Origin of the sequence: Actinoallomurus spadix (assembly GCF_024055725.1) — a bacterium.
Lineage (GTDB): Bacteria > Actinomycetota > Actinomycetes > Streptosporangiales > Streptosporangiaceae > Actinoallomurus > Actinoallomurus spadix.
Genome location: NZ_JAMXMX010000025.1, coordinates 54,054 through 67,964 on the forward strand (window position 1 = coordinate 54,054; position 13,911 = coordinate 67,964).

General features: G+C 74.3%; 11 protein-coding genes. 5 read left to right on the forward strand and 6 right to left on the reverse strand.

The window, feature by feature from the left end; all coding sequences use genetic code 11:
* The first annotated feature begins 72 nt into the window (after positions 1 to 72).
* From NE235_RS29495 to NE235_RS29505, 3 genes are all read left to right on the forward strand, one after another.
* Positions 73 to 1,224 (forward strand): sensor histidine kinase, encoded by a 1,152-nt coding sequence (locus tag NE235_RS29495; protein WP_252808734.1) that lies wholly within the window; start codon positions 73 to 75, stop codon positions 1,222 to 1,224.
* A complete protein-coding gene (locus NE235_RS29500) occupies positions 1,221 to 1,904 on the forward strand; it encodes a response regulator transcription factor (protein WP_252808617.1) in 684 nt (227 codons plus the stop codon). Before NE235_RS29495 ends, NE235_RS29500 begins: the two co-directional genes overlap by 4 nt.
* A gap of 146 nt (positions 1,905 to 2,050) precedes the next feature.
* Entirely contained in the window at positions 2,051 to 2,902 is an 852-nt protein-coding gene (locus NE235_RS29505) for an SDR family NAD(P)-dependent oxidoreductase (RefSeq protein WP_252808619.1), read from the forward strand.
* A 131-nt stretch (positions 2,903 to 3,033) separates the two neighbouring features.
* Here the strand turns inward: NE235_RS29505 and NE235_RS29510 are convergent, their stop codons facing one another.
* Complete coding sequence (locus tag NE235_RS29510) at positions 3,034 to 4,206, reverse strand: FAD-dependent monooxygenase (protein ID WP_252808622.1); 1,173 nt, start codon at positions 4,204 to 4,206, stop codon at positions 3,034 to 3,036.
* Positions 4,203 to 7,319 carry a BTAD domain-containing putative transcriptional regulator gene (locus NE235_RS29515; RefSeq protein ID WP_252808623.1) on the reverse strand — a complete coding sequence of 1,039 codons (3,117 nt, stop codon included), beginning with the start codon at positions 7,317 to 7,319 and terminating at the stop codon, positions 4,203 to 4,205. Before NE235_RS29515 ends, NE235_RS29510 begins: the two co-directional genes overlap by 4 nt.
* Positions 7,320 to 7,585: 266 nt before the next feature.
* Between NE235_RS29515 and NE235_RS29520 the strand changes: the two genes are divergently transcribed.
* Entirely contained in the window at positions 7,586 to 8,701 is a 1,116-nt protein-coding gene (locus tag NE235_RS29520; protein ID WP_252808624.1) for a glutamate--cysteine ligase, read from the forward strand.
* Between the two features lie 14 nt (positions 8,702 to 8,715).
* On the opposite strand, the gene NE235_RS29525 is transcribed toward NE235_RS29520, so the two are convergent.
* The 4 genes from NE235_RS29525 to NE235_RS29540 all read right to left on the reverse strand — a co-directional run bounded on the left by NE235_RS29525 (position 8,716) and on the right by NE235_RS29540 (position 12,407).
* Entirely contained in the window at positions 8,716 to 9,606 is an 891-nt protein-coding gene (locus NE235_RS29525) for an alpha/beta hydrolase (protein ID WP_252808626.1), read from the reverse strand.
* A gap of 107 nt (positions 9,607 to 9,713) precedes the next feature.
* Positions 9,714 to 9,980 (reverse strand): hypothetical protein, encoded by a 267-nt coding sequence (locus tag NE235_RS29530; protein ID WP_252808628.1) that lies wholly within the window; start codon positions 9,978 to 9,980, stop codon positions 9,714 to 9,716.
* 88 nt (positions 9,981 to 10,068) lie between these two features.
* Complete coding sequence (locus tag NE235_RS29535; protein ID WP_252808630.1) at positions 10,069 to 10,998, reverse strand: proline dehydrogenase family protein; 930 nt, start codon at positions 10,996 to 10,998, stop codon at positions 10,069 to 10,071.
* Between the two features lie 95 nt (positions 10,999 to 11,093).
* Positions 11,094 to 12,407, reverse strand: a complete 1,314-nt coding sequence (locus NE235_RS29540; protein WP_252808632.1) for an FAD-binding oxidoreductase — start codon at positions 12,405 to 12,407, stop codon at positions 11,094 to 11,096.
* A 47-nt stretch (positions 12,408 to 12,454) separates the two neighbouring features.
* Between NE235_RS29540 and pdxR the strand changes: the two genes are divergently transcribed.
* Entirely contained in the window at positions 12,455 to 13,891 is a 1,437-nt protein-coding gene (gene pdxR, locus NE235_RS29545; protein ID WP_252808634.1) for a MocR-like pyridoxine biosynthesis transcription factor PdxR, read from the forward strand.
* Positions 13,892 to 13,911 lie beyond the last annotated feature (20 nt).

Consider the following 13,911-nt stretch of genomic DNA (forward strand, 5'->3'; position numbering starts at 1 on the left):
ATTCCGCTGTTAGGCCCGGCCCGGCATGCTGTCACCGGCACGGGAACGGACACCGGGGAGGGAACCGTGAGGATGGGGATCCGCACCGTACGAGCACGGTTCACCGCCCTCTACGTCACCGTGTTCCTCGGGTCCGGCGCGTTGCTCCTGGCGATCGCGGGCGGCGTGGTCCTGGGCCCGACGCGGGTCTCCCGCGTGGCGCCCGGCACGGAGCCGGCCCCCTCCGGCCCCACCCCGGCTCGGGCGCAGATCGCCTGGCTGCGGCGGCAACTGGCCGAGCAGCAGTCGGACCAGACGCGGCGGCTGCTGGCGGGGGCGGCCGTCGCCCTGGCCGTCATGGTGGTCGTGTCGATCGTGCTGGGGCGCCTCGTCGCGGGCCGGGTGCTGCGCCCGCTGCGGACCATCACCTCGGCGACCCGGCGGATCACCGCCGACAACCTGCACGAGCGACTGAGCGTCTCCGGCCCGGCCGACGAGGTCAAGGATCTCGCCGACACCATCGACGACCTGCTGGAACGCCTGGAGGGCGCCTTCGCGGCCCAGCGGCGCTTCGTCGCGGACGCGTCCCACGAACTACGCACCCCGCTGACGACGATGCGGGCCTCCCTGGACGTCGCGATGGCCAAGCCGGAGCCCGCGCCACCGCAGACCGTCGCCCTCGCCGACCGGCTCCGCACCGGACTCGACGAGATCGACCGGCTCCTCGAGGGGCTCCTCGCGCTCGCCCGGGCCCAGCACGGCGAGCTTCCCGACCGCGCGACGCTGTCGCTCGCCGGTCTCGTGTCCGAAACGGTGGCCGCCCGGACCGCCGACATCGCCGCCAGGGATCTGACCGTCCAAGAGGCCCTCGGCGAGGACGTGCCCGTACGGGGCAGCCGGGCCCTGCTGGGCCGCATGGTCGAGAACCTCATCGACAACGCGATCCGGCACAACCACGAGCACGGCTGGATCCGGGTCGCCGCCGCGGACGACGGCGAGACCGCGCACCTGGTCGTCGAGACGGGCGGCGATCCCCTCGACCCCCGTCAGGTCGCGGAGCTGGCCCGGCCGTTCCGGCGGCTCGGCGCCGACCGGACCCGTACGGGCGACGGCACCGGGCTCGGCCTGTCGATCGTCGCGGCCGTCGCCACGGCCCACGGCGGCGCGCTGGACCTGCGCGCCCGCCCCGAGGGCGGCCTGCGCGCCGCCGTCTCGCTGCCGCTCGCCACCGCGGTGCCGGCATGAGGGTCCTGGTGGTCGAGGACGCGCGGTCCCTCGCCGAGGTCCTGGTCGAGGGGCTGCGCGACCAGGGCATGGCCGTCGACGCCGCGCACGACGGGCTGGAGGCCGCCGCCAGGCTCGACCGCAACGTCTACGACGTCGTCGTCCTCGACCGTGACCTGCCCGGCGTCCACGGTGACACGCTCTGCCAGATGATCACGGAACACGACGACCGTCCCCTGGTGCTCATGCTCACCGCGGCCGGGACGCCCGGCGACCGCGTCAGCGGGCTGAGCCTGGGAGCCGACGACTACCTCGCCAAGCCGTTCCACTTCCCCGAACTGGTCCTGCGCGTGCGCGCCCTCGCGCGCCGCCGGCCCTCGGCACGGGCCCGTACGCTGCGCGCGGCCGGGATCGAACTGGACCCCGTGCGACGCGTCGTCACCCGCGACGGCCGCCACCTCGACCTGTCCGTCAAGGAGTTCGGCGTCCTGGAGGCGCTCCTGCGCGCGGCGCCCGCGTTCCTCAGCGCCGAGGACCTGCTCGACCAGGTGTGGGACGAGCACGCCGATCCCTTCACCAACACCGTCGCGGTGACGATCGGCCGGCTGCGCCGCAAGCTGGGCGACCCGCCGGTCATCGCGACGACGCCGGGCGTGGGATACCGCGTCGTCGGCGAGGCACCGACCACCCGGCCCGGCTGACCAGGGCCGGAGAGACACGGGTCACACTCGGTGGGTGTCACGGCATCGCCAGAGCGTGTGTCTTGGGGGTGAGACAGAGACAGCGGCGGCCAGGAGCCGGACCCGGACCCGGACCGCCGCCACCGCGGAAAGAACGGGATGTCGTCATGAGCAAGGTCTGGTTCGTCACCGGCTCGTCGCGCGGCTTGGGCCGCCACTTCGTCGAGGCCGCCCTGGCCCGCGGCGACCAGGTGGCCGCGACCGCCCGGAACGCCGGCACTCTCGATGACCTGGTCGCCGCCTACGGCGACGCGGTGCTTCCGCTCGAGCTGGATGTGACCGACAGGGCCGCCGCCTTCGAGAGTGTGCGGCGGGCCAAGGAACACTTCGGCCGTCTCGACGTCATCGTCAACAACGCCGGATACGCCCAGGTCGGCGCGGTCGAAGAGCTGACGGAGCAGGAACTTCGCGAGCAGCTGGAGACCAACCTGTTCGGGGCGGTGTGGGTCGTTCAGGCCGCGCTCCCCTACCTGCGCGCGCAGGGCTCAGGGCACATCATCCAGTTGTCCTCGGCCGCCGGCCTCATCGCGATGCCGCTCGGTGGCGCGTACCACGCCTCCAAGTGGGCGCTGGAGGGTCTGAACGAGGCCCTCGCCGGCGAGGTCGCCGACTTCGGCATCAAGGTGACCGTGATCGAGCCCGGCGGGTTCGCCACCAGGTCCGGCAAGAACCCCGATCCCCTCGCCAACGGCCACATGGCCGAGCCCGACCCGGCCTACGACGGTCTTCGCCGGCGCCTCGCCGCGGTCGCGGGCAGGCAGCCCGCCGGCGACCCGGCCGCCGCGGCCCGGACCCTCCTCACGATCGTCGACTCCGACGACCCGCCCCTGCGCGTGCTGTTCGGGCAGGGCTTCTACCCGATGATCCAGCAGGCCTACGCCGAGCGGCTCAAGACCTGGGCGGACGGGCAGGACCTCGCGGCCCAGGCTCACGGCGAGCTCGAGCACGCGGACCGGTGACCCCGTTCCCGGCGAGGGCGCCGACACCGGCGCCCTCGCCGGCCGTCTCCCGTCTGATGCCGGGCGGCGTGTGAACGTCCCTTCAGGGCAGCGTCCGAGTGTGGCGGGTTCGGGCTCGACACCCACCGCCGTCAGCGGCGGGCGGCCTCGGCCGGGGCCGGGTAGTCCTTGAGGTCGATGTTCGAGGCGAACCTGTCGGTCATCCACAGCATCGACCTGAGCAGGAGCCGGCGTTTGAACATCTGGTCGCGCATCGTGATGCGACGCCGGGTCGGCGGGGCGAGGAACGGCCCGGCGTTGCCCTTCCTGGCGACCTTGGCGTAGCCCCGGAGCTCCTCCTCGTACCGGCGGAACGCCGTCCGGTGATCGCCGTCGGCCGCCGCCAGCTCCCCGGCCAGGACGTACGCGCCGACGATGGCCAGGCCGGTGCCGAAGCCGCCCAGGGTGTTGCCGTACGCGGCGTCGCCGAGCAGCACGACCCGTCCCTTGGCGTAGTGGTCGATCTCGACCCTGCTGATCGAGTCGAGGTAGAACTCCGGGGCGCGGGACACCGCGGCGACGATCTCGGGAACCCGCCACTTCGCGCCGTCGTAGGCGCGGGCGAGGAGACTCTTCTGCCGGCCGGTGTCCCAGCGGTCGTACTCGAGCTGTTCGGAGGCGAAGACGAAGAACGCCGACGCCTTGTTGCCCCAGAGCGAGACCATGCGGCCCGGCTCGTTGTACATCACGCTCTGCGCCGCGGGGACCGCGGCGGAGACGTCGGCGAGGGCGTAGTAGTGGCCGAGGAAGCGCACATAGTCCTCTTCGGGGCCGAAGGCCAGGCGGCGGACGTTGGAGTGGATGCCGTCCGCGCCGACGACGAGGTCGAAGGTGCGGGGCGCGCCGCGTTCGAAGGTGACGTGGACGCCGGACGCCGTCTCGGTGAGGGAGGTGATCGAGTCGCCGAAGACGTACTCGCACCGCGCGGCGGTCCGCTCGTACAGGAGGGCGGCCAGGTCGCCGCGGCCGATCTCGATGTCGCCGCCGGTGAACTCGCCGGGCATGACGGCCTGCGGCCGGCCCTCCGCGTCGATGAAGGTGGTGTCGTGCGCGCCGGTCTGGAGGCGGCGCACCTCGTCGAGGATGCCCATCCGCGCCAGGACCTTCAGGTGGGTCTCGCCCTTGAAGTCGACGGCCTGGCCGCCGGGGCGCAGCGCGGGCGCCTTCTCGACGACCGTGACGGTGCAGCCGTAGCGGCTCAGCCAGTGGGCGAGGGCGGGGCCGGCGATGCTCGCGCCGGAGATGAGGACTGCCGTGTTCTTCATGTCCCCGACTCTCGCGGCGGGCGTTGACAGTCCGTCCGCCATCCGCTGACAGTCTCGCCGGCGGCTGTCAGCGCCTCCGCGCGGGACATCGCGGCGCCGCGCGCGAACGCCGCGGCGAACGCCTCCGCGCCGACGAGGTCACGGGCGCGGGCGGCGACATCGTCGGCGTCCCGGTCGCGGGCGACGGTCGTCCCGCGCAGCGCGACCGCCGCGCCGAGCAGGAGCGCGGCGCGTTCTCCGTCACCGTCGCCCGCGGCGATCCCGGCCAGACCGGTCACGGCGTCGGCGAGGTCGACGGCGATCGGGGACTCGCGGGCGGCCGCGACGGCGCGCCGGTGCCAGGTCCGCGCCGCGTCGGCGTCGCCCTCGGCCTCGGCGAGCCGGCCCAGCGCGGTGTACAGCCACGGCTGGGTCGCCTCGACACCGAACCCGGCGTCCCCGGCCACGCGGCGGGCCTCGTCGAGGCGGCGGCGGGCCTCGGGCAGGTCACCGTGGAACCGCGCGATCTCGGCCAGGCCCAGGTGCACCGATGCGGGCGCGTCCGTCCGGCCCGCCCGGCGGGACAGGTGCCCGGCGCGGTCCAGGTCGGCGACGGCGGCGGGCAGGTCGCCCTCCCGGGTCAGCGCCTCGGCGCGGTGCATGAGGACGTCGACGACCTCCTCGTCGGCGCCCAGCTCGTCGAACAGCGCGATCGCCTCGTCCCAGTGGCCCCGGGCACGGGCCCACTCACCGCGGCGGGCCGCGCTCACGGCGAGCCAGTCGAGCGCCTGGGCGGTCCCCCACCGCTCACCGAGCGTACGGAAGCGGGTCAGCGCGTCCTCGATCCGGCGTTCGCCCTCGGCCGGGTCGCCGCCGAGCAGCGTGATCAGGCCGAGACTGAACCCGCCGAGCGCCTGGTTCCAGGGGTCGTCGCCGCCGAGCACGCGTTCGTTCGCACCGTCCGGTCCTGGTGGTCCCGCCGTCATGCCCCACATGACCGCGGTGAACGGATGCCGCGGCGGCCGGTCCCAGGACCGTACGATCGACCCGGCCCGTTCCCAGTGCGCCGGATCGATCCGTGGCACGGCCTGCGTGACGCAGGCGACGTACTCCTCCTCGAGTCCCTCGATGGGCGCATCGAGGAGTTCGGCGGCCGCCCTGCGGATCTCGGTACCCCGCCCGCTCAGCCAGCCGTACGCCCCGAGCGCGGCGACGAGCCGCATCGCCGTCTCCCGGTCCTCGCGCACGGACCAGCGCAGGGCCGCCATCAGGTTGTCGTGGTCGGCGGAGAGCCGGGCCAGCCACTCCAGCTGGTCCGCGCCGCGCAGGTGGGGGTCGGCGCGCCGGGCCAGGTCGAGGAAGTGCCGGGCGTGCGCGGCGCGTACGCGCTCGGGCTCACCGGTCTCGGCGAGCCGCTCGGCGCAGAACAGGCCGATCGTCTCGAACATCCGGTAGCGAGCGCCGTCCGCCTCGACGAACGACTTGTCCACGAGGTCGGGCAGTGCGTCGGCGGCGTCCTCACCGCAGACCGCCTCGACCGCCTCGAACGAGGCGCCGCCGGTGAACACGGCGAAGCGCCGGGCCGCCGCCCGCTCCTCCGGCGTGAGCAGGTCCCAGCTCCACGCGACGGCGGCGCGCAGCGTCCGGTGCCGGGCCGCCGCCGTACGGTCGCCGCGCGACAGCAGCCGGAACCGGTCGTGCTCGGCGAGGCGTCGGGCGATCTCCTCGACGGGGAACGTGCGCAGCCGGGCCGCGGCGAGCTCGATGGCGAGCGGCAGCCCGTCGAGGGCCGCGCAGATCCGGGCGACCGCCCCGGCGTTGTCCGGCGTCAGGACGAAGCCGGGCCGTACGGCCGCCGCCCGGTGGGCGAACAGCCGCGCGGCCGGGTAGCCGGGCACATCGGCGGGCGCGGTCCCCGGCGGGGGCACGTCCAGGGGAGGCAGCGGCACGAGCGTCTCACCGGTGATCCCGAGCGGTTCCCGGCTCGTGGCGAGGATCCTCAGTGCGGGGCACTCGCCCAGCGCCCGGCGGGCCAGGGCCGCGGCGGCCGCGATGACGTGCTCGCAGTTGTCGAGGACGAGCAGGAGCTCCCGGTCCCCGAGCGCCGCGACGAGCCGCCCGACCGGATCGGGTGCCTCGATCGGCTGGAAGCCGGTCTCCCGCAGCCCCAGTGCGCCGAGGACCGCCCGCGGCACCTGGTCGCCGTCCTCCAGCGGGGACAGGTCCGCGAAGACCGCCTCGTACGGGTCCCGGCCCGCCGCCTCGATCGCGAGCCGGGTCTTGCCGGCGCCGCCGGGGCTCAGGATCGTGATCAGCCGCGCGTCGCGCAGCTCGCCGATCCGCGCGAGCTCGCGGTCCCGGCCGACGAAGCTCGTCAGCTGTGCCGTCGGCCGCCGGCGCGGCACCGGGTCCGGCCGCTGCGCGCGCAGGACGGCCAGCTGGATCGCGGCGAGCTCCGGTGACGGGTCGGCGCCGAGTTCTTCGGCGAGCAGCCGGCGGGTCTCCTCGAAGACCGCGAGGGCCTCGGCGGGCCGTCCCGCCGCGTGCAGCGCGCGCATCAGCAGGCAGCGGAGCCGCTCGCGCAGCGGGTGCTCGGCGACCAGCCGCCGCAGCTCGGCGACGGGCGCGCCGTCGGGCAGGGCGAGCTGCGCCTCGAACAGGTCCTCGGCCGTGGCGAGCCGCAACTCCTCCAGGCGGGCCTTGTCCGCGTCGGCGAAGGGCAGGTCGGCCAGTGCGGGACCGCGCCACAGGCCGAGCGCCCGGCTGAGGGCCGCGGCGGCGTCCGCATGGGCCCCGGCGCTGAGCAGTCGCCGTCCCTCCCGGGCCACCCGCTCGAAGCGGTGCGCGTCGACGTCGTCGGGGTCGACCGCGAGCCGGTACCCGGTCCCGCCGAACTGGAGCGTCCCCGGCGGCAGGTGACGCCGCAGCCGGGACACCTGGGCCTGGACGGCGTTCACGGCTCCGGCCGGAGGCTCGTCGCCGTACTGCGCGTCGACGAGGCGTTCCACCGCGACCGTGCGCCCCGCGTGCAGCAGCAGCATCACCAGGAGCGCGCGCGGGCGCGGGCCGCCGACGGGGACGACCTCACCATCGGCCGACCGGACCTCCAGGGAGCCCAGGATCCCGAACCACATGCCGTCGATTGTCCCGGTCGGCCGGGAGCGCGGCGTCCGCCGTGATCGTTACCGCGTTCGCCGGGAGCTCACCGACCAATGACTGATCCACACACCAAACTCACAGATTCGTCGATACCCGGCAAATGAAAGCGTTCCGCGATTTAGGCTGACGTGAAGCGGGAGGTGCTGGTCAACGATCACGGAGCCGGTCTTTTGGCGCCGCGAGAAACGGAGATGTCATGGCTTTACTTTTCTGCCGTCACAAAATGGCACAGTAGGTCATAGTGGATACGCGAACCGTGGGAGTGGAAGAGGAATTCCTCCTCGTCGACCCGAACAGCGGACGGCCCCGTGCCGCCGCCGACGCCGTGCTCCGGCCCGGGCGGCACGGGCACGCCGGCCTGCCGCATGGCGGCACCGACGGGCTGCTGCAGAGCGAGCTGCAGAGCGAGCAACTCGAGACGGGCACCCGCCCGTGCTCGTCCATGACCGAACTCGCCGACCAGATCCGCACCCTGCGCCACAGCGCCGCGGCGGCCGCCCAGGCCCAGGGCGTGGCGCTCGCCGCACTCGGGACCTCCCCGCTGCCGGTGCGGCCGACGATCACGCCCGAGGAGCGTTACGTGCGGATGGCCGGGGAGTACGCCCTCACCGCCGCCGAGCACCTGATCTGCGGGTGCCACGTCCACGTCGCGGTCGAGTCCCCCGAGGAGGGCGTCGCCGTACTCGACCGCATCCGCCCCTGGCTCCCGGCCCTGCTGGCGCTCAGCGCGAACTCCCCGTTCTGGCAGGGGAGGGACAGCGGCTACGCCAGCTACCGCCGGCAGGTCATGGGACGCTGGCCGTCATCCGGCCCGACCGAGCTGTTCGGCACGCCGGCGTCCTACCGCACGACCGTCCAGGAGATGCTGGACACCGGCGCGATCCTCGACGAGGGGATGGTCTACTTCGACGCACGGCTGTCCCGCCGGTACCCCACGGTCGAGATCCGGGTCGCCGACGTCTGCCTGCTGATGGACGACACCCTGCTGGTGGCCGCCCTGGTCGGCGCGCTGGTGGAGACCGCCGCCCGCGCCTGGCGGGCCGGGCGGCCGGCGCCGCCGATGCGCGCGTCCCAGCTGAGGCTCGCCACCTGGCGGGCGTCCCGGTCCGGTCTCCGGCACGACCTGGTGCACCCGCTCACCGGCCGTCCGGCGCCCGCCGAGACCGTCGTACGGGCACTGGTCGAGCACACCACGCCGGTCCTGGCGGAGAACGGCGACCTCATCACGGTCGAGGGCCTCCTGCTCGGTGTGCTCAAACGGGGCAACGGCGCCGAGCAGCAGTGGGACGTCCACCAGCGGAGCGGTGACCTGTCCGAGGTGGTGTCCTACGCCGTCGCCCGGACGCTGGAGTCCTAGCGCCTGGGGGCGGATCAGCGGAGGTGACGGCCGAGGAAGGTGAGCTGGTCCGGCAGGTGCCGCTGCCAGAACGCGCCGTCGTGGCATCCGCCGCCCATCGCCCCCTCGGGGCGCAGCCGCCTCCGGAGCCGGCGGGCCATCGGCGCGAACGGGTCGCTGGTGCCGCAGTCGACCCGGACCGGCACGCCCTTCAGCCGGTCCAGGCCGGCGAAGACGTCGTTCCGCGCGAAGTCGGCCGCGTCGTCGAAGGCCCGGGGGTTCGTCCGGCGGGCGTTGCCGTAGGACGGGAACAGCGCCGGGGAGGAGGCAACGGCGGCGGCCACGCGCGGAGCGCCCGCCGTCTCGGCCAGCAGGAGGGCGCCGTACCCGCCCATCGACCAGCCGCACACGCCGAACCGGTCCGTCGAGGCCCCCTGACGGCGCAGCCGCGGCAGCAGTTCCTCGGTGATCATGCCGAGCGGGTCGTCGCCGCTCGCGCGCCGGTGCCAGTACGTGTCGGGGCCGCCGTCCACCGCGACGATCGCGAACGGCGCGACCGCGCGGGTGCGCACGGCGTCGGTCAGGTAACGGTCGAGGCGGAGGTTCTTGGCGGCGGACGCCGCCGAGCCACCGTTGCCGTGCATTGCGACGACGACCGGAAGGTGCCAGAGCGACCTGACGCCGGCGGGGAGCACGACGACGGCCGTGACGTCGGTTCCGCGCCGGCGTGAGGCGAAGGTCTGGGTCTGGACGACACCCGGCGTGCGCGGCGGGGTGGGCAGCGATCCGCAGCGCCCGAGGGCGCGGTCGAACGCCACCTTCCCCGGCAGCACGTCCTCCTCCACGAGGGCGGCGCCGCCCCCTCCCGTCACGGCGACCGCTCCGAGCCCGGCCCCGCCGAGCAGAAAGGCACGTCTGGACACCATGCGAACCGCCTCTCGCCGTCGCGTCAGCAGAAGAGACGTTCGCGGGTGGTCCGTGGTTCACCCGGAGCGCGGTCCGCTCCAGAGCGTCCCGCCGGATAGGCGGTGCCTCAGTCCCGCGGGCGCGGGGTGCCGTCGGGGTTGGTGTCCGATGCGTGCTCGTCGGTGAGCCCCGCCTCACGGGAGGCCGTGCCGGGCCGGGTCTCGACGCCGGACAGCGGATCGCCCTGCCGGGTGCCCTCCGCCTCGGTGTCGTATCCCTCCGCGGCGCTCATCGTGCCGGGGACCACGCGCTCCTGTGGCTGAACCTCGTGGCCGGAGTGCGCGCCCACGCCACGGTCGCGCTCCGGCGGGCGGTCCTTGCCGGTGCTGCTCACGATCAATCGCCTCCTTCTGGCCTTTACCTGCACCCCTTCGCGGCGGTGCGTGTACCCGCACGAACCAGATGGAAACACCCGGTGACGGTCACCCGACGGCGTCCACCAGGGCCTGGAACAGGCGGGCCGGGTCTTCGGCGATGCGGTTACAGAGGTACAGCCACCACTGGGTGCCGAACACGATGTACTCGCGGACCGGGTGTGCGCGCTCCTGCATCGCCCGCAGCTGATCGACGCCGAGCCCCAACAGCATCTCCACCTCGTACGCGCCGGGTTCCCCCCGCAGGTGCGGCTGCAACGCGTCGAGGAGGTCGAGGTCGTGGGTGGCGATCGCGCAGGGATGGCCGCTGTCGAGCAGGTCGGTCGCGTACGCGAGGTAGGCCGCCCGCAGCTCACGGCTGTCCCGGGGATGGGCGACGGACTCGGGTTCCAGGTAGGCGCCCTTCACCAGACGGATGCGGCCGGGCAGCCGCAGCAGGCGGGGCAGGTCCTCGGCCGTCCGGTGCAGGCGGGCCTGGACGGTGACACCGACGTGGTCGAAACGCTCACAGAGGCGCTCGTGAGTCCACAGGATGAGGTCCGTGCGGTCGGATCCCTCCATCGAGATCATCATCTCCTGACCCGCGGCGGCGGTGGCCTCCGCCAGGCGGGCGGCGTTGGCCAACCCCAGCTCCCGATCCACCACCGAGCCGATGTGGGACAGGTCGAGGGAGACCGAGCAGTTCACGCCACGGGCCACGGCCTGCCGTGACAGGTCCAGGAACACCTCGGTCTCGGCCACGGCCAGGTCGGCGTCCCGGCAGCTCTCGCCCATGTAGTCGAGGGAGACCGACCGGCCCTCCGCATTGAGCAGGGCGGCCCGGTCGAGCGCCTCGGCAATGGTCTGACCGCCGACGTAGCGTCCGGCCACCCGCCAGGCCACCTCGCGCAGTGCGGGATCCGCCGCAACCCGATCCTTGAGGCCTTCGTCGAGAGCGAGCTTCCGCATCGCCTGGGCGGCCTGCTCCATCACGGTCATCGTCGTCCCCTTCCGTCCGAGAACCGCGAATCTATCATCAACAGATGTTGTTTTTAGAAGGACGATCCGATCGGTCGGGTGGACCGGCGGGACGGTCAGAGCAGCACGGGGACGTTGCTGCGGAAGACGCCGTGCGGGTCGTGGCGGCGCTTGACGTCCCGCAGCCGGGCCAGCGCGGCGGGAGCGAAGGCGTCGGCCGCAGTCTCCCCGGGGTTGAGGAAGGTGAGCGGCTTGCGGCCGCTGACCGGGAGGCTCTCGGCGAACGCGCGCTGCCGGCCGGCGACGGCCCGGGCGGTCGCCGGGTCGGCCGGGATGCCGAACAGGTACAGGGCGTAGGGCTCGGTGAGGGGGCCGTGCGGGGTGTCGGACGGGCGGGTGAACGCGCCGCCCAGGTGGCGGACCTGCACGCTGAGCAGCGGCGCGATGGGGTCGGCGAGCAGCGCCTTGGCGGCGACGTCGTCGAGGCCGGTGAGCAGCTCGCCGCGGGACAGGCCCGCGCCCGGATCGGTGGGTTCGGCGGTGATGGTCCCGATCTCGCTGACCGGCATCATCCTCCTGCCGTCGGACAGGGGGCGCGGGAGGTGGTCGAGCGGGCGCAGGAGGTCGCGGGCCTCGTCTTCCGCGCCGAGGTGGGTGACGTCCACGGCGACCATGGGCGCGGCGCCGGGGAAGTGCAGCAGGTCCAGCCAGACGGTCAGCTCCTCCGGCGCGGTCGCGGTGATCCGCCGGTAGGCGTCCAGGACGTCCGGGGCGTGCTCGGCCGGCCACAGCATCCGGCCGCCGAACAGGCGGGGCGCCGGATGCAGGGTCAGCTCCAGGGCGGTGACGATCGCGAAGTCCCCGCCTCCGCCCCGCAGCGCCCAGAACAGGTCGCGATCGGTCTGCGCGGTGACGTGCCTCTGGTGCCCTTCGGCGTCGACGACGTCGAAGGCGGTGACGGCGTCGGCGACCCAGCCGTGCGCGCGGCCGAACCAGCTCAGCCCGCCGCCGAGGGCGACGCCGGTGACGCTGACGACCGGGGAGCTGCCGGGCAGGCCGGTCAGGCCGTACGGGGCGGCGGCGGCCTGCAGCCGGCCCGACGGCACACCGGCCCCCACCCTGGCCCGCCGGGCGGCCGGGTCGATCTCCAGGGTGTCCAGCCGGCCGGTGCGCAGCAGGATCGTGCCCTCGGTACGGCCGGTGGCCCCGTGCCCGTTCGGCTGGGTGGCGATGCCCAGTCCCGCTGCGCGGGCATGGCGGGCGAGCGCGGCGACGTCGTCGGCGTCGGCGGCCTCGACGACGGCGGCCACCGGCTGCTCGACGGCCAGGTTCCAGGGGCGGCGGGCGGCGTCGAAGCCGGGGTCACCGGACAGCAGGACCCGGCCGCGGACGACGGACCTCAGGGTGGTCAGGGCGCTCACGTTTGTCATGATCATTACGCTAGGGCCGGGAAAGACCTTGGATAAGGTGCATTCTCATGGCGGAAACATGGGTCAATTCGGCGCGGCGGATCGGCAGTGACCTGCATCTGGAGCTGCGCGGTCCCGGCAGCCGCCGCGCGATCCTGATCCGCGCGCTGCGGGAGGCGGTACGGGACGGGAGGCTCGCCCCGGGCACCCGGCTGCCCCCGTACCGCTCCCTCGCCGCCGACCTCGGCCTGGCCCGCAACACGGTCGCCGACGCCTACGCGGAGCTGGTCGCCGAAGGATGGCTGATCGCCCGGCAGGGATCGGGGACCCGCGTGGCACCGCGCGCCGAGCCCGTACGGTCCGCACGCGCGCCGGTGACGGCGCCCGCGCGGCCGGCCCCACCGGAGCACAACCTGCGGCAGGGACAGCCGGACGCCGCCTCGTTCCCGCGCGCGGCCTGGCTGACCGCCGCCCGCCGCGCCCTGAACGCCGCGCCGAACGACGCGTTCGGCCCGGGTGACCCGCGCGGCCGCCCGGAACTGCGCCGCGCCCTCACCGAGTACCTGGCGCGCGCCCGCGGCGTCCGTACGACGCCCGGCCGGATCGTGGTGTGCTCCGGCTTCGCCCACGCGCTGCGGCTGCTGTTCGGCGGGCGGGTCCTGCGCGGCCCGCTGGCGGTGGAGTCCTACGGGCTCGCCTTCCACCGCTCCGTCCTGGAGGCCGCCTCCGTCCGTACCGTCCCGCTCACGCTGGACGAGTGCGGGGCCCGTACCGGCGAGCTGCGATCCCTCACGGGCGTACGGGCGGCGCTGCTCACGCCGGCGCACCAGTTCCCGACCGGAGGGCCGCTGCACCCCGAGCGGCGCGTGACCGCGGTCGACTGGGCCCGCACGCGCGGGGGCGTGATCCTCGAGGACGACTACGACGGCGAGTTCCGCTACGACCGGGAACCGGTCGGCGCGGTCCAGGGCCTCGACCCCGAACGGGTCGTCTATCTCGGCTCGGCCAGCAAGAGCCTGTCACCGGCGCTGCGGCTCGGCTGGATGGTGCTGCCCGAGGATCTCGTCGAGCCGGTGCTGGCGGCCAAGGGCGAGCGGGAGGCCTGGGCGAGCGCGACGGACCAGCTGACCCTCGCCGAGTTCATCGCCTCCGGGCAGTACGACCGGCACATCCGCCGCATGCGCCAGCGCTACCGGGCCCGTCGCGACCGCCTCGTCGCCACCCTCGCCGACCGGGCCCCGCACATCGCGCTCACCGGCATCGCCGCCGGGCTGCACGCGGTCCTGCACCTGCCGCCCGGCACCGAGCGCTCCGCCGTCAAGGCCGCCGCCCGGCGGTCGATCGCCCTGGACGGGCTCGCCGGCTTCCGCCACCCGTCCGCCACCATGCCGGTCCACGACGGCCTCGTCGTCGGCTACGCCACCCCGCCGGACCACGGATACGCCGCGGCCCTCGACGCGCTGTGCCGGATCCTTCCCCCCACACCCGGCGCGAGCCGCCCCTGAGGCGGCGTCAGGCGGCCCCC